Raw genomic sequence first — 22,771 nt, forward strand, 5'->3', positions numbered from 1 at the left:
TGCAGCGTCGCCACGTGCCTTGCGAACGCCCCACGGCCCGCAGCGGTGGCGGTGACCGTGGTCTGCGGCTTCTTGCCCACGAACGCCTTGTCCACCTGGACGTATCCCGCCTTCGCCAGGGTCTCGATGTGCGCGCCGAGATTGCCGTCGGTGGCGCCGGTCAGCTTCTTCAGCCGCGAGAACTCCAGCCCCGCTGTCGCAGGCAGCGCGTTCAGCGCTGCCATGATCTTCAGCCGCAGCGGCTGGTGGATGATGTCGTCGAGCTCCGCCACGGCTAGCCCCGCCGCATCCAGAGGGTACCCGCAATCAGCGCGCCGCCATTGACGGCCGCCATCCACGGCAACAGCGGTACACCCGGGATAGTGAAATATCCGATCAGCGTCAGCGCGATGATGGTCGCGCCGAGCGGTGCAAAGGCGTAGCCGAACCGAAGCCCCGCCGTCAGGTAGACCAGCGTGATGTAGACCTGCCAAAACACCGTTTGCTGGCGCGGCGAGAACCTGCCGAAATAGCAGCAGACGAGGCCGAAGGCGGCGATCAGCAGCAGCGCCAGCAGACTGCGCCTGTCGGACAGACGGATTCCGTTTCGCGAAAGATGATACGCGCCGAGAGCAACGAGGCCGAAGGCCGAGACGACGTAGAGTGCAAACCAGAAATAGAGCCCGTCATTCACCACGAACCAGCTGTTCCAATAATAGGCCCCGTAGCGCGGCCAGAACCAGATCAGGGCATCGTCGGCAAACGGCAGCACGGCCCACAGCAGCAGGACGAGGCCAGAGACCAGGTAGATCTGCGACCGCCGCACAGGACGAATGGTATTCTCGCGCTCGTTCAGCGCATCGGAAGCCCGCTTGCTGTCGGTCACGGGAGCGCTCCTTCCTGGGTCTTGGCTGCAGGCCGGTGGATGATGTCGTCGAGTTCGGGCATGCGCTAGATCCGCCGCATCCAGAGGCCGCCGAGGACGAGGCCACCGCCGTTGACGAAGGCCATCCAGAGCGGGAACGCCTCGCCGATGTAGAAGAAGCCGAACAGCGTCAGCGCGGTGATGCCGAGGCCGATCGCAACGAACGCGTAGCCGAACCAGAGCCCGGCGAGCGTGTAGAACAGCATGAAATAGATCGGCCAGAACGTTCCCAACTGGCGCGGACCAAAATGACCGACAACGCTGGTGACGAGATAGCCGAACGCGAAGAACAGTGCGAATACCAGGAACAGCCTGATGCCAACGCCGGCGCCAAAGGGGTGGCTTTTCGGATCGAACACGCGAAGTGCAATCAGACCACCGACGCCCAGTACGTCTACAGCAACCCAGGCGTAGACGGCGTAGATCGGCCAAAGCCAGGTCACGAGATTGGCTGCGAACACCAGGACGCCCCACCAGACCGCGGCGAGGCTCGCCAGCTCATAGAGCTGCGATTGCTTCACGCGCTGGACGATGTCGTCGATATCGGCCAGCGCTGCGGACGCCTCCCTGCTGTCGATCATGACTGCCCTGCCCCGCGCGTTGCCACGTCCTCGGCGATCACCGAGATCGCCTTCGGATGGGTGACGATGCCCATATGATTGATGCCGTCAATGACCTTGACGTCGACCGACGGCTTCACCGCCTGCACCACTTCAGCATATTTGTCCGAGATCATCATCTCGTCCTCGGCGCCGCCGAAGATGGTGATCGGACGTGTGGTTGCCGGAAGATCGACGCGATAGCCGCGCGTCGCGAAATTGCGCATCAGACGGTCGGAATAGGTCGAGGTGAGATACTTCGCCGAACTTGCCGGCACCGCGAAGGCGAGCACCGGAAGCTGCGCACAGCAGTCGATGCCGAGCTTGCGCAGGGCCGTCAGTCCCAGGAAACGTGGAATATCGGCACTGACCCAGCCACCGTTGCTCGGCCTGTTGGTCGGTGCGTCATAGCCGAGATAGGGCGCGAGCAGCACGGTGCGCACGAACATGTCCTGCATGATCGGCGTCGCGGCGACTCGCAGCGAGAAGCCGGCGCCGGCGGAATGGCCGATCAAGGTGAGCGGCAGGTCCGGCGCGGTCTTGCGAATTTCGGCGACGAAATCGACGAGATCGTCCTCGAGCTGGCCGACATAGCCGATATCGCCGCGGGTGCCGGAGCCGCCATGGCCGCGGATGTCGAGCGCCCAGGTCTCCACGCCGCGCGCGGCGATCGCGTGGGTCAGCGCATGGTTGACGGTGCCGCTGGAGCCGGACGAGCCATGGATGAAGATCGCGCCCCGGCCCGCCGCCGGGCCCCCGGAGCCATTTCCGTTCCGATGGGATCGGGCTCCGGATTCCTGTTTTGACGCGTTTTCTTCACGCGAACCGGCTTCCACTTCGCTTGAAAACGCTTTGGGCGCGTAGTGGCGATAGCCGATCCAGGTGCCGTCGCGGGCCTGGAAGCGCTCCAACGCAGGCAGGGTGGACCAGTCGATCCCCTTGGTGGAGTCGGAGACCGACCGCATCTCGGGCGGCCGCGCCAGCGGCGTTGCGATCATCACAGTCAGCATCAGCGCCACGCCGCCGACCGCACACAGGGCCCATTTCAGACCGCTCAAAACGCCGCGCAGCAACCGGATCGCCATGGCCTACTCCCTCAAATGCACCAATCAATAGAGAACTCTATAATACAGAGTACTCTTCAAAACAATCCCTGGATTGGCGCCGCGCCGCGAAAATCCTTAACGTCGGGTCTGACCCCAAAATGCCGAATCGTTTGCCGATGCCGCCTGCGGAACAACTGAACAACGCGTTTGAATTCACCGTCTCCGAGCTCTCCCAATCCCTGAAGCGGACGGTGGAGGATACCTACGGCCATGTCCGGGTCCGCGGTGAGATCTCGGGGTTCCGCGGCGCCCACTCCTCCGGCCATTGCTATTTCGCGCTCAAGGACGAGAGCGCCAAGATCGAGGCGGTGATCTGGAAGGGCGTGCACGGCCGGATGCGCTTCAAGCCCCAGGAAGGGCTCGAGGTCATCGCCACCGGCAAGCTGACGACCTATCCGGGCTCCTCGAAGTACCAGATCGTGATCGAGGCGCTGGAGCCGGCCGGCATCGGCGCGCTAATGGCGCTGATGGAGGAGCGCAAGAAGAAGCTCGCCGCGGAAGGGTTGTTCGACGAAGCGCGCAAGCAGCTGCTGCCGTGGCTGCCGGAGGTGATCGGCGTCGTGACCTCGCCGACCGGCGCCGTGATCCGCGACATCCTGCACCGGCTGGAGGACCGCTTCCCCCGCCGCGTGCTGGTGTGGCCGGTGAAAGTTCAGGGCGACGGCTCGGCCGAGCAGGTCGCGGCCGCGATCCGCGGCTTCAACGCGATTGCCCCGGGCGGCAAGATTCCGCGGCCCGATGTGCTGATCGTCGCGCGCGGCGGCGGCTCGCTGGAAGACCTCTGGTCGTTCAACGAGGAGATCGTGGTGCGGGCGGCAGCCGAGAGCATGATCCCGCTGATCTCGGCGGTGGGGCACGAGACCGACATCACGCTGATCGACTTCGTCGCCGACAAGCGCGCGCCGACGCCGACGGCGGCGGCCGAGATGGCGGTGCCGGTGCGCAGCGAATTGTTCGTCGAGGTCGCCGACCTCGGACGCCGCACCCGCGCCTATTGGCAGCGCGCCCAGGAAAGCCGTCGCAGCGAGCTGCGCGCCGCCGCCCGCGCGCTGCCCGCGGCCGGCGATCTGCTGGCGATTCCGCGGCAGCGGCTGGATTCGGCAGGAAGCGCCCTGCCGCGCTGTCTCAAGGCCAACACGCACGCGCATTTCCGCCGGTTTACCGCCGCAAGTTCAAAGCTGACGCTGCGGGTGCTGCACGGCCAGATCACGCAGGCCGACCACCGCCTCACCGTGTGCGGCGAGCGGCTGGGTCTCTCCGCACGCTCGCTGTTGCGTCGTCGACGCGACCGCTTTGCCGGACTCGAGGTTCGCTTGCGTGCCTCGAAGCTCTCCAATGCGCAGGCGCAGCGCAACGCCATCGCCCGGCAGCGCGAGCGCACGCATCGCCTCAGCGAGCGCGCCGGCCGCGCGCTCGTCACCTTGCTGCAGCGGCTAGAGGCCCGCGTCGAGAACAGCGGCAAGCTGCTGTCGGCTTTGTCGTATCGCAGCGTGCTCGCGCGCGGCTTTGCGCTGGTGCGGGACGAGGCGGGACATCCGCTGCATGCGGCGGACAGCATCGGGCCGAATGCGCGGCTCGAGATCGAGTTTGCCGATGGCCGTGTCGGAGCAACGGCGGACGCGGATCGGCCGGCGCCAACGGCAAAGCGCGCGCCAGCGCAGCCAAAGTCGGCTGCGGCGGACGCAAAGCCCGCGCCGAAGCGCGTGGCCAAGCCGGTGGATCAGGGCAGCCTGTTCTGAGGTGTGAGAACGGCGCTCCACTCTCGGTGTCATTTCCCGCGAAAGCGGGAATCCAGTACGCCGCAGCTTCTCGATGACTCACGGCCGCCTCGGCGTACTGGATCGCCCGGTCAAGCCGCGATGACAGCGATTGTGTGGGACGCGCGTGTATTCCCAAGCATCATTGCGAGGAGCTCGCGACAAAATTGCGTAGCAATTTTGCGCTGAAGCGACGAAGCAATGACGGAGCATGTGGGGACAGCATGCCCCTACCGACACGACAATCCCGCATCGATCGTGGTCCAGAAGCCGCAATGTTCCGGCGCACGCTGTGGCGCGCCGGCGTGGGCCTCGTACAGGAAGATCGCGACGGTGAAGACGGCCAGTACGGAGGCGAAGAGGACGATGCGCATGAGGACTGCGTTTAATCGACATCGTGGTCGAACTAAGGCGTCGTCACGTGCTGAAACCGGCGCCGCATGCGATCCGTAGATTCCCGGTCGGCCATCAAGTCCGTGCAGGGCGGTGGTCGATGCGGGGCTGTCCGCCTGAATTGTTCCTCGGGCGGCCCCGCTTCCGCCTTCGCTTCGACCGAGCTACGGCGCGACAAGTCCGCTCATCCGAGCTAGCGCGCCAGCCACTGCGCGACGTCCTTCTGCGACTCCGCGCGCGCCTCGGCATCCGTGCCGAGATGGCCGCGCTCGGGCACGGCGGCATCGTTGCTGCCGCCGGCTGCGTGCAGCGGCGTGTTGGCGCGGTCGAAATCGTGATAGGCGCCGGGATAGACCACGATGCGTGCGAGCGCGCTGCGGCCATGCGCGCCCTCGACCATCTGGCGGCAGGCCGGCGGCGAGGAGACATCGTCATTGGCGCCGATCAGCACCAGGGTCGGCACCCGCGTGCTCCAGCCGAGACCGGCGGAGATCCGGCAGTCCGGATAGAACGCGATCGCGGCGCGGAAATCCGGCTCCAGGTCACGCGCCGCGCCCTGCGGCCGCACGGCCCACAGCAGCGCGCTCGCGCCGTTGGCCCAGCCCATCAGGCTGACGCGATCGCGCGCCACCCAGGACTGCTTCATCAGCCAGGCGCGCGATGCTGCGACGTCGGTGACGCGCTCACGCCGCGCCTTGACGTGCATCTCCTTGACGCGGCATTGCGGCCCGAGCTCGCGCGAGCCGTAGCTGTCGGGCAGCAGCACGGCATTGCCTGCCCTGAGCAGGCGCTCGGCCCAATCGCGGTAGCGCGGCAGCACGGGATCGGAATGGCTGCCGAGGCCGCCGCAGCCGTGCAGCGCGACCACGGCCGGAAACGGCCCCGGACCTTCAGGCTTGTAGAGCTGCGCGTGCAGCACGCCGGACGCCAGCGGAATGTCGACCGGCTGCGGCGCCGGCGCGGCACGCGCGGCCGACATCAGCAGCATCAGGAACAGGGTGGTCAGTCGAAGGCGCATCGGACTCTGCCAAAGGAGATGCCGGAACCAGCGATCCTTCGCCCAAGCACTATCACGCGGAAACGGCGGCAAAACATCACAAACCGGTGGGTTTACCGGGCGGACAAGCCACCCTATCTATGCTACATCCCGTCCAACACATCGTGCCCTCCAGTTTCCACGGAGCGGCCTTCCACGGAGACTTTCGACCGTGCTGAACAAGTTCGGCCCCTCGGGCCATGGCGAAGCGCAAGTGCAATATCTCGACGGGGACTTCCGCGTGATCTCGCCGGGGACCTTCGTGCGCTGTGCCATCACCGACACGCGGATTCCGCTCGACGAGCTGAAGTACTGGAGCGTGGATTTGCAGGAGGCCTACGCCACACCCGCCGCCGTGCTGCAGCGGCATTTCCCCGGCGCGCCGAAACCGCAGCAATGAGCTTTCCGCCCTCCTAGGGTGGGCAAAGGCGCAAAGCGCCGTGCCTACCATCTCTCCATGACCGCGATGGACAAGGTGGGCACGCGTTGCTTTGCCCACCCTACGAGAGCGAGTTCGTGGCGTCGTTCTGCTATTGCTGCTCGTGACCATCCGCACCCACACAAGTCTTGATCGCGCTCTTCCTGGCTTCGCCGACGACCTTCTGATCAATCGCCTGCTTCAGGCAATCGAGCCGCGCCTGCGCCATGCAGAGCTGCAGCTGGTCGCGCTTGTCCTGCCCCTTCAGGCTCGCCGTCGTGGCAAGGCACGTCACGCGCTTGGTCGCGGGAACCGGCACCGTGCTGGTTGGCGCAGCGGGAGAAGCCGCAGGCGGCGTTTGTGCGAACACGGGCGCAACCATCAGACACACAAGGCTGGCGGCAACGGTCGCAGACGGCAGTTTCATCGAATTCTCCTGATCGTCGGGAACCGATAGGCGTTTTGCGATGAATGTCGCCTGAATGGCAGGCTTGCTGCAGGTTGGGCAAAGCGCAGCAGTGCGGCAGGCACGAGCGGTGCAGCTTTTGCACATCATCGGGATGAGGTGATGTTCGCATGCACCTGAACTGCGAGTCTCACAGAGGAAAAAATCTCCATCGTGCCGATCCGCGTTGCATCGAAGAATACTTGCACTCCGTAGTTAGTCATTTCGCGTTGTGGTTGGATTCTTTGTCGCGATCCGGCGCCCTTAAGTTGTTTGACGAAGTCTTGTTGAAACAGAGAGCTGCTACAGTATTCATTAGGTAATTGGCCCTGTTCCTTTTATCGCACAGACAATCAGGTCAACCAAACGGCCCTCGAGCTTTGGAATTGGCGCAGTCTGTGAACGGGCTCATATCGAAAGAGCCATCTGACGGGCTACGATCACCTCGAAAATTTGCGGTGGAATATCTGTAAATCGAGAGTCAAACGATGGGGGTGATCATGCCCACCATATTGGACCTGCTCTATCGTGAATATTGTCGCGCCCGTCTCGCTGAAATGCGCAAACAGCTTCTGATCGCGGCTGAACGCGCCGAAGCTCTCGAAGCGCATCATCATCCTGCGGATCAGGTTGACGATGAGAGGACGGACGCACATCGCAAGACCGGTCTCGGCCTGCCGCATTGAAGTGGCCCGCAACCGGCGATCTCTCCCGCGTAGCAGTGACCAAGCAATTGGCAACAGTTTGGGAGTGAACAATGAATACGCCCGAATGCTATACCGTCGTGGTGGCCTGCGTCTCGTGCCTGACCATAATTGGATTAATGGCCGTTGGGGCGTGGTGAGCATGACTGATTGCCGAGCCGCAATACCGGTTCGCGTGAAGAAGACGCGTCAAGAACGGGAATTCAGAGCTCCGGTTCTGCTCATCAGAACCGAAGCTCCAAAGCGCGATGCGATTAGGATGAATCGTCATCGCGCTTTGGGTTGGTTTAAGCATGATCTTTTCGGAAAACCGCTGCGCACTTTTCCGGATTATGCTCCAGGTCCGGATGTCAGCTTCCGGGCGGGGTATACGAAGAACGCAGCTTCGCCGCGTTCTGGCGAACCTGCTTGATCTCGTCCTGCGTGAACAACCTGGTCAGTTTCACATTCTGCAGGGTGCCGGCGGTGACGGTCAGGCCGGAAATGGCCGGCGCCGCACCCGGATCAGGCACATCGAAAATCACCAAAACGCCTGGGCCGTCGGCCGCAACGCTGTACATCGAAAGCAGCTTTCCGCCGGCCGCTTCGATGAGCTTTCGTGCCGCCTCCTGGCGATCGGTCGTGGGATTCTCCAAAATGGCATTGAGAGCGCGTGGGGTGTACTGTCCGGTGAGGCAAAAATGCATGGCATGTTCTCCTCTGGTTTTTTGGCAATGATTCTCCCTGCCGTTCCGAACTGATCGTTACGGCCGCTGCATCTGAAGTGATGAAGGTACTGCCCGCCGTGGGCATAAACGCCGCCGATGATTTCCGGGAGGTCGGCACGTCCCGGTGACGGCTCTGATGGAAGGCTACATCAACTCCCTAACGTGCGGAAGAGAATTCATCAGCCGCGACATGTCGCCCGATCAGTTATCGAATACCGCATGGCGATGGATGAATTGTTCTTCCATCCTTTGCTCTTTGGCTACGGCGGACTAGCTTGCCCACCCAACGAGATCATCGCCTGCTGAACCGCCGCTCGCGCGCCTTGTAGAGATGATCGCTGATCAATTGCCGGAGCGCTGCCGGATCATCGAATTCGAGCTGCACGGTGAACGGCACGATGCTGTCAGGCACGCCTTCACGGCCGCGGAGGCGCGCGAGATCCTTTTCCGTCGTCACCAGTGTGTGCTGCTCGCGCTGCGCCTCCGCTGCGAGAGCTGCGATCTCGTCGTTTGAAAACATGTGGTGATCGGCGAAGGCGCGCGTGCGCGCGACCTCGATGCCGCAGGCGCGCAAGCTGCGGAAAAATCGTTCGGGATCGCCAATGCCCGCGAATGCGAACACCGGCTTGCCCAAAAGTCTTGCGACCGACCCGGCGTCCGGCTTCAGGCGCGCACGCAGCTCCGGCTTGTCGCGCTTGGCAAGCTCGGTCGCGACATCGTTGGCGGCGCGGCCGTCGCCGATCAACACCAGCGCGTCGGTGCGCGCAAGCTGCGCCTTCAGCGGCGCGCGCAGCGGGCCGGCAGGAAATACCTTGCCGTTGCCGAGCCCACGTTCGCTATCGATCACGATCAGCGAGGTGTCCTTGACCAGGCGCGGGTTCTGAAAGCCATCGTCCATCAGGATGACGGTGGCGCCTTGCGATTTGGCGAGCGCGACACCCTCGAGGCGGTCCCGCGCGACAGCGACCGGGACGTCGCGCGCCATCATCAAGGGCTCGTCGCCGACGTCGGAAGCGGTGTGGCGCGCGCGGTCGACCATGACCGGGCCCTTCAGCCGTCCGCCATAGCCGCGACTGAGAACCACCGGCGTCTCGCCGAGCTCCCGCAAAAGCTTCGTCAGCGCCAGCACGGTCGGCGTCTTGCCGGCGCCGCCGACGTGATAATTGCCGACGCAGATCACGGGGATGCCGGCATCCACGCCTTTGCGCAGCATGCGCCGTTCGGTGATCGCGCCGTAGAGCGCTCCGAGCGGCCATAACGCGTACGACTGGAGGGAACGTGGCCGGTACCAGAAGGCCGGCTCACGCATTGGCGGCTCCCATCTCGATCCGCAGCTGCAGCAGATACGGCTCGAGTGCGATCATGGTGCGATCGAGCGCGCCGCCGAGCTCCTCGACCACGCCGCTGCCTGCGCGCTGCATCTTGTCGCGCAAGGTGGGATCGGCCAGCAGCTGGCCGAGCTGCTTGACCAGCGCCTCCTGCGTGTCGGTCTGGCGCGCACCGCCGCTGCCGTCGAGCGCCTCATAGACATCGGCGAAGTTGAAGACGTGTGGGCCATGTACGATCGCGGCCCCGAGCTTGATCGCCTCGATCGGGTTCTGCCCGCCATGACGGATCAGCGATCCGCCCATGAACACGATCGGCGACAGCCGGTAGAACAGGCCGAGCTCGCCCATGGTGTCGGCGACATAGATATCGGTGGTCGCGGTCGGAAGCTCCTCGCGCGAGCGCAATGCCGGCTTCAGGCCTGAGGCCGTGATCAGGCCGGCGATCGAGGAGCCGCGATCGGGATGCCGCGGCACGATCACGGTGAGGAGCTGCGGGAAGAAGCCGGAGAGGCTGCGATGCGCGGCGACCAGCAACTCGTCCTCGCCCGGGTGGGTCGAGGCCGCGACGATGATGGGGCGCCCGCGCGTCATCGCCATCAGCCGTTCGAGCTTGGCGGGATCGGCCGGCGGCGCCGACACGTCGAGCTTGAGGTTGCCCGTGGTGACGACGTCGCGGCCGCCGAGCGTGGAGAAGCGCTCGGCATCGGTCTTCGACTGCGCAAGGCAGATGTCGAAACGCGACAGCAGCGCCGAGATGGTGCCCTGCATGCGCCGCCAGCGCGGGAAGGAGCGCGGCGACATCCGCCCATTGATCAGCACCATCGGCACCCGGCGCGTCGCGCCCGCCAGGATCAGGTTCGGCCACAGATCGGATTCGATGAACAGCGCCAGCGACGGCTTCCAATGATCGAGGAAGCGCGCGACATAGCGCGGCGAATCATACGGCACGTATTGATGGATGACGTCGGGCGGAAAGCGCTTTGCGACCACGGCGGCCGAGGTGACGGTGCCCGAGGTGAGCAGGATGCGTAAGTTGAGATCGCGCAGGCGCTCGATCAGCCCCGCCGCGGCCAGCACCTCGCCGACACTGGCGCCGTGGATCCAGACCAGCGGACCATGCGGCCGCACGTCCCGGGACAGGCCGCGCCGCTCGCCGACGCGCGCGGGATCCTCCTTGCCCTGCTTCAGCCGCCGCTTGATCAGCGCCGGCGCAAGCGGCACCAGGCCGGAGGCCAGGCGCCGGTACATCCTCAGCGTGATCGGCAGCGCAATGGGCAGCGATTTAGGCATCTTCCGGTCCCGGGCGGCCGAGTTGCGCATAGGCGCGGCGGGTCGCCTCGTTCAACGTGTCTTCCAGCTCCTGCCGCAGCGCTTCCATCATGGCGGCGTCGGCGTCCGGCGGAACGTGGATTTCCTTGATGCCGACCAATGCGCCCCGCCCGAATGGCAAATTGATGGTGGTGCGGTCCCAGTTCTTGAGCCGGACGAAGCGGCTGGTCGCCATCGCGAAAGGCATGATCGGCCGCCCCGATTCCCGTGCCAGCATGATGATGCCGAGCCCGGCCACGCGCGAGCGCTTGGGGACATCGGCGGTCAGCGCGACATTACAACCGGTCTGGAGCGTGCGCACCATTTCCTTGAAGGCGCCGACCCCGCCCTTGCGGTGGAAGGCGCCGCCATGATCGCCGGAACCGCGGATGGTGCCGATGCCGAGCCGCTCGGCGGCGATCGCATTGAACTCGCCGTCGCGGTGGCGGGAGATCAGGACCTTGGCGCGATAGGAAGCCTTGTTCTGGTTCTTGATGAAGGGCGTGAGGAAATGCTGGCCGTGCCAGAACGCGAAGATCGCAGGGAGCTGCGGCTCAACCTGCGCATAGACGTCGGGCGGATCCAACGTGAATTTGTTGGTCCGCCAGACCAGACGCAGATATTCGGCCGCCAGGACCCCGACGGCACGCTGAACGAAGCTGCTTCGCAGCGTATTGCGAAGCAGTTTTTTCAACGCGCCGGTTCTTGATTCGGGTCGAGCAACCGGTGGAGATGGACGATGAAATAGCGCATCTGCGCGTTGTCGACCGTGCTCTGCGCCTTGGCCCGCCAGGCGGCATGCGCGGTCGCATAATTCGGATAGAGGCCGACGATCTCGACGTCGTCGAGATTCTTGAAGACGTTCTGCTCGAGATCGACGAGCTCCCCGCCGATGACGAGGTGAAGCAGTTGTTGCGGGGCACTATCTGGCATGAGTTCTGTTCCTAGCGGGCTGCCCGGCAAAAGCAGTGTTCGACGAGCACGACGAAAAGCGCTTTAGGCCAAGGGACGGTTTCGAAAATGCGCGACAATGCCCGCATGACGATCGCGTCCCGCTGCCACCAGCACCCCGTGCGCCACTTCCCGGCGGTTATAGAGGATGGGTTCTCCGGAGAGGTCGCTCATCCTACCATTGGCTTCCTGCACGATCAAATCGGCCGCCGCAAGGTCCCAATCATGGCTGTTGCCCCCCGCAAAAGCCGCATCCAGCGCGCCGTGGGCGACCCGGCACAGGCGTAGCGCGAGCGAGCCGATTCGCGGATGCAGCTTGATCTCGCGGCCGGAGCTGTTGAGCCGTTCGACCATGGGTTTCGGGCCGGCGACACGGGAGAAGTCGAGCGCCGATCCGGGCGAAGCCTGCACGGCTGCGCCGTTGAGCGTGGTGCCCTGGCCGCGTGCGGCGAAGAAGAACTCATCGGTCGTCGGCGCGAACACCGCGGCCAGCACGGGCGCGGCATCCTCGACCAGCGCGACGCTGACGCACCAATCGTCGTGGCCGTTGAGGTAGTTGCGCGTGCCATCGATGGGATCGACGATCCAGGTCAGCCGCCGCGACAGCCGGGCCGCATCGTCGGCGCTCTCCTCCGAGAGCCAGCCATAATCCGGCGTCGCACTGCGCAAGCGCGTTTCGAGCAGGTCGTTGACGGCGATGTCGGCTTCCGAGACCGGCGAGGACGCACCCTTGGTCCACTTCTTCAGCTCGGTGCGGAACATCGAGTGCGCCAGCGCGCCCGCTTCCCGCACCGTGTCCTGCAGCAGCGCCGCATCGCGCGTCAGGATGGTTTCGCCCGGGGCGTTCGCCTCAACGTCCGCCAAGCGTCAATCCCTCGATGCGCACCGTCGGCGCATTGATGCCGTAGCGGAACTCGAGATTGTTCGCGGGCTGCATCGACTTGAAGATCTCGAACAGATGGCCGGCGATCGTCACCTCGCTGACGGGATAGGTGATCTCGCCGTTCTCGATCCAGAAGCCGGAAGCGCCGCGGCTGTAATCGCCGGTGACGCCGTTCACGCCGGAGCCGATCAGATCGGTGACGTAGAAGCCCTGCTTGATATCGGAGATCAGCTCGGCCGGCGTCGGCGTGCCGGGCTCGAGATGCAGATTGTACGGCCCGGGCGACGGCGAGGAAGAAACGCCGCGGTGGGCATGGCCGGTGGTGGCAAGGCCGAGCTCGCGCGCAGTGGCGCAGTCGAGCAGCCAGGTCGTCAGCACGCCCTCGTCGATCAGCGCGATCTTCTTCACGGCAACGCCTTCGGCGTCGAACGTCTGCGAGCGCAGGCCGCGCTTGCGCAGGGGATCGTCGATGATGCGGATGTTCTTCGCAAACAGCTGCTGGCCGAGCTTGTCCTTGAGGAAGCTGGTCTTGCGCGCGATCGAGGCGCCGTTGATGGCGCCGACGACATGACCGACCAGGGAGCCGGCGACGCGCGGATCGAACACGACGGGCACCTTGCAGGTCTCGACCTTGCGCGGATTGGAGCGCGCCACGGTGCGCTCGCCGGCGGAACGGCCGACGATCTCCGGCGACAACAGGTCTGCGCCATGCGGCGCCGAGGTGAAGTCGTAATCGCGCTCCATGCCGGTGCCTTCGCCCGAGATGGCGGTGGCCGAGATGCCCTGGCTGGAGCGCAAATAGGAGCCGTGGAAGCCGGTCGAGGTGACCAGCACCATGCCGCCCATGCCCGCGGACGCCGAAGCGCCGCCGGATTTGGTGACGCCCTTCACGGCGAGCGCGGCAGCTTCGGCCGCGAGTGCGCGGCGCTCGAGCTCGCTGGTGGCAGGCACATCGGGATCGAGCAGATCGAGATCGGGGAAGTCGCGTGCGAGCAGCGCGGGATCGGCGAGCCCGACATATTTGTCGTCGGGCGCAACGCGCGCCATCGCGACCGCGCGTTCGGCAAGCTTGGTCACGGCATCGCCGCTGACGTCGTTGGTCGAGACCACCGCCTGGCGCTGGCCGACCAGCACGCGCAAGCCGACGTCGTCACCCTCGGAGCGCTCGGATTCCTCGACGCGTCCGTCGCGCACCTCGACGCCTTGCGAGACGCCGCGCACCGCGACCGCGTCGGCCGCATCCGCGCCGGCGCGCTTGGCCGCCTCCACCAGCCGCTGCGCCAGATCCGACAAGGCGGACTGGTCGAACAGGTCACGGCTGGCCTTTGACCCCTTGGCGGAATCCTTGGACGAAAGCGTCGAGCTTGCGGATGGTGAAGAGTTCACGAACGAAATCCTGTTGGGGCGGGGGTTCGGGACCGGAACCCACAGATGTGCCCTGATCGCGCGGACTTCAAGCATTTTCAGCCCGCCAAAAGCTCAGATTCGCACCTTTGGCGCAACGTCTCGTCAATCATGCGCGCCAAGGTCTTGTCAATCATGAGCAGCAGTGACGGTGGGTTAACCAGCCTTTTTAAGCGGTTTCGGAAAGCCGCGCGCTAAGGTCCTCGCATCGACCGGGAACATAATCCCGGCGGGGAGAACTAAAGCCGTGAGGCGTCAAACAGCAACATGCGGGGTCGCTCCCGCCGGGTCGAGCCGCTCTCTGCGGCTCGACCCCCTTTCCCTTCCGGTCCGCTTCGATGCGCACGATCCGCGCGCCGACGGACATGTCAGGCAGATCGAGCTTCATCGCGAACGCGTCGTGCTTCGCCGTGCCGTTCGCGGCATGCAGATGGCGATCAACGTCCGCGTCAGCGACTTCACAGGCGTCGCACTGCGCGGCAATGACGAAGCGCAGGCCATCGTGCTGGTGCATCGCGATCCCTCGCTCTCCGTTCCGCTGCTCGTCGGCGCGGAAGGCGACGAGCTCGTCGAGGCCTTGGCGATCTGGAGCGAGCTGTTCGCGCTTCCGCAGCTCGACGAAGGTGCGCGCAAGCCCGCAGCCCGCCGTCGCCGCGCCAATGCCATCCGCGCCCGCCGTCCGAAATTCCTGATGCGCCGCCGCGTTGCGATGGCGCGCGAGCTGTCGGTTCATCGCGAAGAACGCGAGATCATCGCGAGGAATTAGACGGCATTCACAGGTGCCGCAGGGTGGGCAAAGCGAAGCGTGCCCACCTTATTTGTCAATCATTGAGAGATCGTGGGCACGGCGCAAGGGCGCCTTTGCCCACCCTACGGCAGCTACGCCGCCCGCATCACCGCGTCCACCAGCAACCCCGCAAACAGCAGCGCTCCCGCATATTTGTTCGACTTGAACAGGCGCAGGCACAGCTCGGGATCGTCGATCCGCAAGCGCACGATCTGCGACGCCAGGTGCACGGCGAAGGCGATCAGCCCGAGCCAGGCCGGCCAGCGAGCATCGCCTGAGGCCAGCGCGACGCCGATCAACATCACAGCGAGCCCGTAGAACAGGATCAGCGCCTGGTGCGTGTGCGCGCCGAACAGGCGCGCGGTGGACTTGATGCCGATCAGCGCGTCGTCGTCGGCGTCCTGATGCGCGTAGATCGTGTCATAGCCGATCACCCATGAAATCGCGCCGGCATAGAGCACCATCGCGGTGACGTCGATGCGGCCGAAGGTGACGGCAAATCCCATCAGGGCGCCCCAGGAGAAGGCAAGCCCGAGCACGATCTGCGGCCACCAGGTGATGCGCTTCATGAAGGGGTAGATCGCGACGATCAGGAGCGAGGCGATGCCGGTCAGGACCGCGAAGCGGTTGAATTGCAGCAACACGACGAGACCGATCACGGCCTGCGCGATCATGAAGGCCAGCGCCTGCTTCGTGCTCACCTGCCCCGAGGGCAGCGGCCGCGAGCGAGTGCGCTCGACCTTGGCGTCGAGGTCGCGGTCGGTGATGTCGTTCCAGGTGCAGCCCGCCCCGCGCATCACGAAGGCGCCGATGAAGAACAGCACGATGGTGAGCGGCAGCCCGCGGACGTCATGCGCCATGCCGCTCGCGAGCGCCGCCGACCACCAGCACGGCATCAACAGCAGCCATGATCCGATCGGACGATCGAAGCGGGACAATCGCAAATAAGGCCGCGCCCATGGCGGCGCCAGCGTATCGACCCAGTTGCCGGTGGAATCGGCAACGCGGGCGGATGTGCTAGTGCCCAGTTTTCGAAGTTCGTATTCCATCGCGGCGTATCCGGTACGAACTTCGAAAACTACAAGGGCACTAGCAAGAAATTATAATTCACGTGCCGCTTGTCGATTTGAAGTTCCTATGAGGATCTCGCGGCAAGCACCGTAGGAACTTCAAATCGGCGGCACGTGTATCATCGGGTCAGGACGTTGCCGTTGAGCGTGTCGAAGGTGCTGCCGCCCTTCTTGCCGGCATTGGCCTCAGGCGCCGAGCCTGAACCGAGCACCTCGCTCAGCGACGGGCCGGCCGGACCGCGCGGCTGGTTCTGCATCTGCTGCGCGACGTTGCAGACCTTCGTCGCCATGGCCTCGGTATTCTTGTGACCGTCCTTCATCTGCGCGCCGATCTGCGCCGGGATTCCGCATTTGGCGGCGTGGGACTCGATGTACTTGATCATCTTGGTCTCAGCCTGGCTGAAATTGCGGATCAGCTTGCAGGCTTCGTCCGGCGGCGCATGACGGTCGCTCGCGGCCTTGATCAGCTTGCCGCGCTTCTCGGCTTCCTCGCGCAGAGGAATGAAAGCCTTCATGCAGTCCTCGCCGGGGCCGCCCTGGGTCGGCGGGGCCGCGCTGAACGCGCCAGCGCCGCCGACGGGCGCGGCGCCATTCACGGGAAAGGACGATTGCGGTGCCGTGCCGACCGAAGCGGTCGGCGCCGAGCCGTTCACCGGGGGAAACGCGGAACTGGTGGCGGCCTGGTTCGGCAGCGGCGCCGGGAAGGCGCTTTGCGCATAGGCGCCCGCGGTGCTCAGGGTGACCATGGCGGCAGTGATCGGAACCATCAAATGACGGATCATCAGGATAGTCTCTCCGGCAGGAGCTACGGGGTTCAGCGTCTTCCCAATTGAAGCGCAACCAGCGTGTTCGCGTTTTTACGATTCCCGCCGGCGCTTAACAACCCGTTGAATAGGGCAAGAGCGCGGCGCGGGGACGCACCATTTCGGCAATATTTACCCCCGGAATGGCTGCTTTCGGTTAAGAACGGCCCCAAATCGGACCCCTGAACGATGCCCTCCCACGATTTTCGCGCTCCCCGCCTGTTCGTCGACGCTCCTCTTGCCCAGGACGCCAGGATCCCGCTCGACCGCGACCAGAGCAATTATCTCGGCAATGTGCTGCGGCTTGCTGCCGGGGCCGAGGTTCTGGCCTTCAACGGCCGGGACGGCGAGTGGCAGGCCGCCATCGAAGGCCGCAAGCGGCCGGACGGTCTCGTGATGCTGCAGCAGACCCGGCCCCAGGACCGACTGCCCGACGTCGCCTACGTTTTCGCCCCGCTCAAGCATGCCCGGCTGGATTACATGGTCCAGAAGGCCATCGAGATGGGCGCCGCCGCGCTGCAGCCGGTCCTGACCCGGTTCACCCAGGCCTCCCGGGTCAACACCGAGCGGATGCGCGCCAATGTCGTCGAGGCGGCCGAGCAATGCGGCATTTTGAGCATCGCCATGGTCGCCGAGCCGGTGCCGCTGGAGCGGTATCTCAGTCAGCGCCCTGCGGGCCGCCTGCTGATCTTCTGCGACGAGGCGGCGGAGGTGCAAAACCCGGTGCAAAGCCTGCAAGACGCCCGCGAGGCCGGACAGGGGATCGACGTGCTGATCGGCCCGGAGGGTGGCTTTGCCGAAGAAGAGCGGGCCCTGCTGCTGCGGCAGCCCAGGATCCTCCGGCTGGCGCTCGGCCCGCGGATCATGCGGGCCGATACCGCCGCCGTGGCCGCCCTGGCGCTGGTACAGGCGGTGCTGGGCGATTGGGGCAATGCCAGCTGATCCCGGCGTTGCCCGCCTGTTAAGCGATTGATCCTTTGGAGGTCGAAACCGCTTTCGGGCCATGCTAAGGGCTGCGCAATTCGCTTGCCTCCCCTTGCCCTGCCCGGTTCCACCGGGACGATGGACCCAGTTATGACCGCGACTGCCACCTCAAATGCTGCCGGCTCCGCCGCCTGGGCGGATACGCTGCTGTTGTCGTTCGCGCAGGCCGGTTACGTCAGGGCCGAGCCCGCCATCCTGCAGCCGGCCGAGCCGTTCCTAGACCTCTCCGGCGAGGACATCCGCAAGAGCCTGTACCTGACGAGTGACCTCTCCGGCGAGGAACTGTGCCTGCGCCCGGACCTGACCATTCCGGTGGCGCGCGATTACCTGACCTCCGGTCGTGCCGGCCAGCCGGCCGGGTTCAGCTATCTCGGCCCGGTGTTTCGCTACCGCAGCGGTCAAGCCAGCGAATTCCTGCAGGCCGGCATCGAATCGTTCGGCCGCCAGGACCGCGCCGCGGCCGACGCCGAGACGTTGGCGCTCGGGCTCGAAGCGACCGCGGCCTTCGGTGTCCGCGACGTCGAGATCCGCACCGGCGACGTGGCGCTGTTCAACGCGCTGCTCGATGCGCTCGACCTCTATCCGGTCTGGCGCCGCCGCCTGGTCAAGGATTTCAACCGCAAGATCAGCCTGGAAAAGGATCTGGAACGGCTGGCGGCCGCGACCACCGCCACCCGCAGCGAATATGAGGGCGTGCTCGCCGCCCTCGCCGGCTCCGACCGCAAGGCGGCGCTCGCCTTCGTCACCGATCTGATGTCGATCGCCGGCACCACCAATGTCGGGGGACGCACCACGGCCGAGATCGCCGACCGCTTCCTCGAGCAATCGACGCTGAAGGGCGGCGCGCTGCCGCGCGAGGCGATTGCCGTGCTCAAGCGCTTCCTGACGATTGCAGGCAATCCCGACGATGCCATCGCCGAGCTGCGCGCGCTCACTGCCGACGCCAGGCTCGACCTCACGGCTGCGATCGACCAGTTCGAGAGCCGGGTCGGCTTCATGGCGGCGCGGGGCATCGACGTGAAGCAGACGCGCTTCTCGACCGCGTTCGGGCGCGGGCTCGACTATTACACCGGCTTCGAATTCGAACTGCATCACCGGGGCAACGGCGCCGAGCCGCTGGTCGCCGGCGGCCGCTATGACGGGCTGATGACCCAGCTTGGATCGACTGAACCGATCCCTGCGGTCGGCTTCTCGGTCTGGGTGGATGCGCTGACGAAGATCGGCCGCAAGGTGGGAGCTTAAGTCATGAGCGCGCCATTCGTTCTGGCCGTTCCCTCCAAGGGCCGCCTGCAGGAAAACACCGAGGCCTTCTTCGCCCGTGCCGGGCTCAAGCTGTCGAAGGCCGGCGGCGCCCGCGACTATCGCGGCACGCTTGCAGGCCTCGACAATGTCGAGGTCGCCTATCTCTCGGCGAGCGAGATCGCCTCGCAACTGTCGCGCGGCCTCGCGCATCTCGGCGTCACCGGGGAAGACCTGGTGCGCGAGAACATCGCGGACGCCGACAAGCGCGTGTCGCTGATCGACGGGCTCGGCTTCGGCTACGCCGACGTCGTCGTCGCGGTGCCGCAGGCCTGGATCGACGTTCGCACCATGGCCGACCTCGACGACGTCACCACCGGCTTCCGCGAGCAGCATCACATGCGGATGCGGGTCGCGACCAAGTTCATCAACCTCACCCGCACCTTCTTCCAGAGCCACGGCATCACCGATTACCGCATCGTTGAAAGTAGCGGCGCGACCGAAGGCGCGCCGGCGGCCGGCAGCGCCGAGCTGATCGTCGACATCACCACGACGGGCGCGACGCTCGCCGCCAACGGCTTGCGGGTGCTCGACGACGGCGTGATCCTGCGCAGCCAGGCCAATCTGGTCGCCTCGAAAGAGGCCGACTGGACGCCGCAGGCGCGGGAGACCGCGCGCGTCATCCTCGATCACATCGCAGCAAGGGCGCGAGCCAACAAGTATCGCGAGGTCCGCACCCGCTTCCGGCAATGCGACGCGGCGCTGCTCGGCGAAGCCCATGGCCGGTTCGGCGTCGAAGCCCCGTTCGGCGGGCCGACCTCGTCGGGCATGTTGACGTTGCACTGCCCGCCGGGACAGCTCTATGCGCTGGCAAGCTTCCTGCGCGAGCATGGCGCCGAGACCGTCTCGGTGGTTTCGCTCGACTACGTGTTCGACCGGGAGAACCCGCTGTTCGCCAAGCTGGAGGCGTTCCTGCGGCAGTGAGCCTCAGGCCGTTCGGCTTTTCCGTTCAGCTTTGCGACAGCAAACGGCAGCTACCATATGCTGTTAAGATGACTTTGAACGCTTCTGGAACTTGATCGATGACGCTGGGCTCTGACGTTTCCGGCATGACGACGACCGCAGGCACCGCCGCGGCGAAGGGACTGTCGATCGTCGTCCCCGTCTACAACGAGGCGGCGGGCCTCGCCGCCCTGCACCAGCGCATCTGCGATCTGGCAAAAACCTTGCGGGAGCGCTATCGGCTGGCTTGCGAGGTCGTCTATGTCGACGACGGCAGCAAGGATGCGACGCTGGCGATCGCCCGCGCGCTGCCGGCCGACGCGATCGACGTCCAGGTGGTGTCGCTGTCGCGCAATTTCGGCAAGGAAGCGGCGCTGATGGCCGGCCTCGACCATGCCCGGCTCGGCGCCGTCATGTTCATGGACGGCGACGGCCAGCATCCGCCGGCCCTGATCGAACAGCTGGTGCGGCACTGGATCGATGACGGCTATGACGTCGTCTACACCGCCAAGGCGCATCGCGACAACGAGACCTTCCTGCGCCGGGTCGCCGTGCACGGCTTCTACGCGCTGATCAATTGGGGGGCACGGCAGAAGATTCCCGAGGACGCCGGCGACTTCCGCCTGCTGTCGCCGCGCGCGGTCACAGCGCTCAGGCAGCTGCCCGAGCGCAACCGGTTCTTCAAGGGCCTCGCCAGCTGGATCGGCTTCCGCCAGATCCGGGTCGACTACGAGCCTTCTGCCCGCGCCCATGGCGTCACCACCTTCAACGCCGCGAGCCTGCTCGGCCTGTCGATCGAGGGCCTGACCTCGTTTTCGGTGGCCCCCCTGCGCTTCGCCAGCCTGCTCGGCGTCATTCTCGCCGGGGGCGCCTTCCTGTTCGGCCTTTCGATCCTCTGGGAGGTGTTCACGACCGGCAAGCAGGTGCCCGGCTATCCCTCGCTCGTGATCGGCCTGATGACGATCGGCGGCGTGCAGCTCATCATGATCGGCATCGTCGGCGAATATATCGGCAAGATCCTCTCCGAGTTGAAGGCGCGCCCGATCTACTTCGTCGCCGAGCATAGTGAAAAGCACTTCGAAGCGGCGCAGGACGCTTCGAGCGACGCCGCGAAGAGGACGGCGGCCGAATGAGCGCGGCCGCGGGTCTGCGGCGGATCTGGCTCTGTGCCGACGATTACGGCATCAGCCCGGGCGTCAACCGCGCCATCCGCGACCTGATCGAACGCGGCCGCCTCAACGCCACCTCGGTGATGATGGTGGGGCCTGCAATCGCGCGCAGCGAGGTCGAGGCGCTTCAGGCCTCGGCGAAGACGAGCCCGCGCTGCGCGATCGGATTGCACGTGACGCTGTCGGCGCCGTTCCGTCCCCTCACCATGCATTTCCGCCCGCTCGACGGCGACATGTTCATGCCGTTTCCGAAGCTGCTGCGCGCGGGCATTTTGCGGCGGCTCGACCGCGAATTCTTCCGCAACGAGGTGAAGGCGCAGCTCGCCGCCTTCGCCGAAGCGTTCGGGCGCGCGCCTGACTTCGTCGACGGCCATCAGCATGTGCAGCTCTATCCGCAGGTGCGCGACGGCTTCGTCGATGCGGTCCGCGAAGGCGCGCCGAACGCCTGGGTGCGCCAGGGCGGCCGCGACCTGCCGCTCAAGCAGCGGCTGGCCTCACCCAAGGCCATCGTGCTCGACGTCCTCAGCGCGCAATTCCGCCGCCGTGCCGGCAGCGCGGGGCTCAGCTTCAACCCGGGCTTTGCCGGCGCCTATGACTTCACGCGGGCGGCCGATTTTGGCGAGCTGATGCGGCAATTCCTGGAAGGCTTGCCGGATGGCGGCCTCGTGATGTGCCACCCCGGCTTCGTCGACGATGTCCTCGCCGGCCTCGATCCGATGACGGATGTCCGCGAACGCGAGCACGCCTATCTGGCGGGCGACGCCTTCGCGCGTCTGCTGGCGGACAGCGGCGCCACGCTGGGATGACACCGGCAAGCCGCGGGGCAGCTTGTCGCATACCGAAATTTAATCCGGCCGGCACTGTTGGGGCCACAATGGAACCCTACATCTGCTTCGCGCTTGTTTTGCGCGAGGGAGACTGATCATGACGCCGCAGGAACGCCAGCTCGTCGACGACCTTTTCGACCGGCTTTCGAAACTGGAAAACGCACCGCGCGATCCCGACGCGATCGCCGCGATCTCGGACGGACTGCGCAAGGCACCCGGCGCGATCTATGCGCTGGTGCAGACCACGCTGCTGCAGGACGAAGCGCTGAAGCGTGCCCATAACCGCATCCAGGAGCTGGAAGCGGCCCATGCGCCCGAGCAGGCGCAGTCCGGCGGCTTCCTCGACACCATGCGCGATACCTTGTTCGGCGGAGGCCCCTCGCGCGGCTCGGTTCCGAACGTGCCGCCGCGTGACACGCGGCCGGTCTGGAACAGCGGCGGAGCGATGCAGCAGACGCAGCCGGGCTACGGTCAGCCGCCTTACGGCCAAGGTCAGGGCCCGGGCCAGGGTTATGGCGCACCGCCGATGGGCGGTGGCGGCGGCTCGTTCCTCGGCACCGCGGCGGCAGCTGCGGCCGGCGTCGTCGGCGGCTCTCTGCTGCTCTCGAGCATCCGCGGCATGATGGGCGGATCGCATCAGCAGGCCTTTGGCGACACCAACGCCCTCGGCGACCGCAGCGCTGGTGGAAGTCCTTGGGGCGGCAGCGACCAGTCCGGCGGCTCGCTCGCGCGCGATGCCGGCCTCAACGACATCGGCTCGAACCGGGAGTCCCGCCAGAGCTTCTCCGACCAGGCGAACAACGATCGTAACGACAACGACCAGAACTACGGCGACAACAACGACGACGGCAATATGGACGTAGCCGACGACAGCGATTTCGGCGGCGACGACGATGGCGGCAGCGATTACGCGTGAGCAATTCGTCCGAAAGATGCGGACGGGCGCC

General features: G+C 65.6%; 26 protein-coding genes. 10 read left to right on the plus strand and 16 right to left on the minus strand.

Annotated features, from left to right (window positions below):
- From IC66_RS0109780 to IC66_RS0109795, 4 genes are all read right to left on the minus strand, one after another.
- The coding region (locus IC66_RS0109780; RefSeq protein ID WP_038947492.1) for a winged helix-turn-helix domain-containing protein at positions 1 to 272 on the minus strand (272 nt) is incomplete at its 3' end.
- A 2-nt stretch (positions 273 to 274) separates the two neighbouring features.
- Entirely contained in the window at positions 275 to 865 is a 591-nt protein-coding gene (locus IC66_RS0109785; protein ID WP_038947493.1) for a hypothetical protein, read from the minus strand.
- 65 nt (positions 866 to 930) lie between these two features.
- Entirely contained in the window at positions 931 to 1,485 is a 555-nt protein-coding gene (locus tag IC66_RS0109790) for a hypothetical protein (protein WP_038947494.1), read from the minus strand.
- Entirely contained in the window at positions 1,482 to 2,588 is a 1,107-nt protein-coding gene (locus IC66_RS0109795; protein ID WP_038947495.1) for an alpha/beta hydrolase, read from the minus strand. Before IC66_RS0109795 ends, IC66_RS0109790 begins: the two co-directional genes overlap by 4 nt.
- A gap of 137 nt (positions 2,589 to 2,725) precedes the next feature.
- On the opposite strand from IC66_RS0109795, the gene xseA reads away from it, so the two are divergent.
- On the plus strand, positions 2,726 to 4,348 hold the full coding sequence (xseA, locus tag IC66_RS0109800) for an exodeoxyribonuclease VII large subunit (protein ID WP_038947496.1): 1,623 nt from the start codon (positions 2,726 to 2,728) through the stop codon (positions 4,346 to 4,348).
- A gap of 248 nt (positions 4,349 to 4,596) precedes the next feature.
- Here xseA and IC66_RS47670 read toward each other — a convergent pair whose 3' ends face one another.
- The gene (locus tag IC66_RS47670; protein WP_193375309.1) at positions 4,597 to 4,740 is read right to left on the minus strand and encodes a hypothetical protein; all 144 of its coding nucleotides are present in this window, start codon (positions 4,738 to 4,740) and stop codon (positions 4,597 to 4,599) included.
- A 212-nt stretch (positions 4,741 to 4,952) separates the two neighbouring features.
- Complete coding sequence (locus IC66_RS0109810; protein WP_038947497.1) at positions 4,953 to 5,777, minus strand: dienelactone hydrolase family protein; 825 nt, start codon at positions 5,775 to 5,777, stop codon at positions 4,953 to 4,955.
- A 190-nt stretch (positions 5,778 to 5,967) separates the two neighbouring features.
- On the opposite strand from IC66_RS0109810, the gene IC66_RS0109815 reads away from it, so the two are divergent.
- The gene (locus tag IC66_RS0109815; protein ID WP_018321926.1) at positions 5,968 to 6,195 is read left to right on the plus strand and encodes a DUF2093 domain-containing protein; all 228 of its coding nucleotides are present in this window, start codon (positions 5,968 to 5,970) and stop codon (positions 6,193 to 6,195) included.
- A gap of 130 nt (positions 6,196 to 6,325) precedes the next feature.
- Here the strand turns inward: IC66_RS0109815 and IC66_RS0109820 are convergent, their stop codons facing one another.
- A complete protein-coding gene (locus IC66_RS0109820) occupies positions 6,326 to 6,640 on the minus strand; it encodes a hypothetical protein (protein ID WP_038947499.1) in 315 nt (104 codons plus the stop codon).
- A gap of 506 nt (positions 6,641 to 7,146) precedes the next feature.
- Here IC66_RS0109820 and IC66_RS47080 point away from each other — a divergent pair.
- Positions 7,147 to 7,344 (plus strand): hypothetical protein, encoded by a 198-nt coding sequence (locus IC66_RS47080; protein WP_162832262.1) that lies wholly within the window; start codon positions 7,147 to 7,149, stop codon positions 7,342 to 7,344.
- Positions 7,345 to 7,712: 368 nt separating this feature from the next.
- On the opposite strand, the gene IC66_RS0109830 is transcribed toward IC66_RS47080, so the two are convergent.
- The 7 genes from IC66_RS0109830 to IC66_RS0109860 all read right to left on the minus strand — a co-directional run bounded on the left by IC66_RS0109830 (position 7,713) and on the right by IC66_RS0109860 (position 13,925).
- Positions 7,713 to 8,048 (minus strand): GYD domain-containing protein, encoded by a 336-nt coding sequence (locus IC66_RS0109830; RefSeq protein WP_018321923.1) that lies wholly within the window; start codon positions 8,046 to 8,048, stop codon positions 7,713 to 7,715.
- Between the two features lie 313 nt (positions 8,049 to 8,361).
- Positions 8,362 to 9,378 (minus strand): tetraacyldisaccharide 4'-kinase, encoded by a 1,017-nt coding sequence (gene lpxK, locus IC66_RS0109835; RefSeq protein WP_038947500.1) that lies wholly within the window; start codon positions 9,376 to 9,378, stop codon positions 8,362 to 8,364.
- Entirely contained in the window at positions 9,371 to 10,717 is a 1,347-nt protein-coding gene (locus tag IC66_RS0109840) for a 3-deoxy-D-manno-octulosonic acid transferase (RefSeq protein ID WP_085968316.1), read from the minus strand. The genes lpxK and IC66_RS0109840 overlap by 8 nt, the downstream gene beginning before the upstream one ends.
- Positions 10,680 to 11,399, minus strand: a complete 720-nt coding sequence (locus IC66_RS0109845) for a lysophospholipid acyltransferase family protein (protein WP_028140110.1) — start codon at positions 11,397 to 11,399, stop codon at positions 10,680 to 10,682. The genes IC66_RS0109840 and IC66_RS0109845 overlap by 38 nt, the downstream gene beginning before the upstream one ends.
- Complete coding sequence (locus IC66_RS0109850; RefSeq protein WP_028134338.1) at positions 11,396 to 11,638, minus strand: DUF4170 domain-containing protein; 243 nt, start codon at positions 11,636 to 11,638, stop codon at positions 11,396 to 11,398. Before IC66_RS0109850 ends, IC66_RS0109845 begins: the two co-directional genes overlap by 4 nt.
- Before the next feature lie 63 nt (positions 11,639 to 11,701).
- Entirely contained in the window at positions 11,702 to 12,448 is a 747-nt protein-coding gene (locus tag IC66_RS0109855) for a 3'(2'),5'-bisphosphate nucleotidase CysQ (protein ID WP_390887166.1), read from the minus strand.
- Positions 12,449 to 12,506: 58 nt separating this feature from the next.
- Positions 12,507 to 13,925: a TldD/PmbA family protein gene (locus IC66_RS0109860; RefSeq protein ID WP_038947503.1), complete on the minus strand. Its 1,419-nt coding sequence runs from the start codon at positions 13,923 to 13,925 to the stop codon at positions 12,507 to 12,509.
- Positions 13,926 to 14,190: 265 nt separating this feature from the next.
- Between IC66_RS0109860 and IC66_RS0109865 the strand changes: the two genes are divergently transcribed.
- Positions 14,191 to 14,709 carry a DUF6101 family protein gene (locus IC66_RS0109865; RefSeq protein ID WP_038947504.1) on the plus strand — a complete coding sequence of 173 codons (519 nt, stop codon included), beginning with the start codon at positions 14,191 to 14,193 and terminating at the stop codon, positions 14,707 to 14,709.
- A 113-nt stretch (positions 14,710 to 14,822) separates the two neighbouring features.
- Here the strand turns inward: IC66_RS0109865 and ubiA are convergent, their stop codons facing one another.
- Together ubiA and IC66_RS0109875 are read right to left on the minus strand one after the other, a co-directional pair.
- Positions 14,823 to 15,779 carry a 4-hydroxybenzoate octaprenyltransferase gene (gene ubiA, locus IC66_RS0109870; protein WP_038947505.1) on the minus strand — a complete coding sequence of 319 codons (957 nt, stop codon included), beginning with the start codon at positions 15,777 to 15,779 and terminating at the stop codon, positions 14,823 to 14,825.
- A 140-nt stretch (positions 15,780 to 15,919) separates the two neighbouring features.
- A complete protein-coding gene (locus IC66_RS0109875; protein WP_028140105.1) occupies positions 15,920 to 16,582 on the minus strand; it encodes a hypothetical protein in 663 nt (220 codons plus the stop codon).
- A gap of 210 nt (positions 16,583 to 16,792) precedes the next feature.
- On the opposite strand from IC66_RS0109875, the gene IC66_RS0109880 reads away from it, so the two are divergent.
- From IC66_RS0109880 to IC66_RS0109905, 6 genes are all read left to right on the plus strand, one after another.
- Positions 16,793 to 17,545: a 16S rRNA (uracil(1498)-N(3))-methyltransferase gene (locus tag IC66_RS0109880; protein WP_038947506.1), complete on the plus strand. Its 753-nt coding sequence runs from the start codon at positions 16,793 to 16,795 to the stop codon at positions 17,543 to 17,545.
- Between the two features lie 132 nt (positions 17,546 to 17,677).
- Positions 17,678 to 18,829, plus strand: coding sequence for an ATP phosphoribosyltransferase regulatory subunit (locus IC66_RS0109885; RefSeq protein ID WP_028140103.1), 1,152 nt, complete (start codon positions 17,678 to 17,680; stop codon positions 18,827 to 18,829).
- A 3-nt stretch (positions 18,830 to 18,832) separates the two neighbouring features.
- Positions 18,833 to 19,810, plus strand: coding sequence for an ATP phosphoribosyltransferase (hisG, locus tag IC66_RS0109890; RefSeq protein WP_028140102.1), 978 nt, complete (start codon positions 18,833 to 18,835; stop codon positions 19,808 to 19,810).
- A gap of 98 nt (positions 19,811 to 19,908) precedes the next feature.
- A complete protein-coding gene (locus tag IC66_RS0109895; protein WP_028140101.1) occupies positions 19,909 to 20,961 on the plus strand; it encodes a glycosyltransferase family 2 protein in 1,053 nt (350 codons plus the stop codon).
- Positions 20,958 to 21,803 carry a ChbG/HpnK family deacetylase gene (locus IC66_RS0109900; RefSeq protein WP_028140100.1) on the plus strand — a complete coding sequence of 282 codons (846 nt, stop codon included), beginning with the start codon at positions 20,958 to 20,960 and terminating at the stop codon, positions 21,801 to 21,803. Before IC66_RS0109895 ends, IC66_RS0109900 begins: the two co-directional genes overlap by 4 nt.
- 118 nt (positions 21,804 to 21,921) lie before the next feature.
- Positions 21,922 to 22,740, plus strand: coding sequence for a DUF2076 domain-containing protein (locus IC66_RS0109905; RefSeq protein ID WP_028140099.1), 819 nt, complete (start codon positions 21,922 to 21,924; stop codon positions 22,738 to 22,740).
- The last annotated feature ends 31 nt before the right edge of the window (positions 22,741 to 22,771 follow it).

Source organism: Bradyrhizobium genomosp. III (assembly GCF_000261705.1).
Taxonomy (GTDB): Bacteria; Pseudomonadota; Alphaproteobacteria; order Rhizobiales; family Xanthobacteraceae; genus Bradyrhizobium; species Bradyrhizobium ottawaense.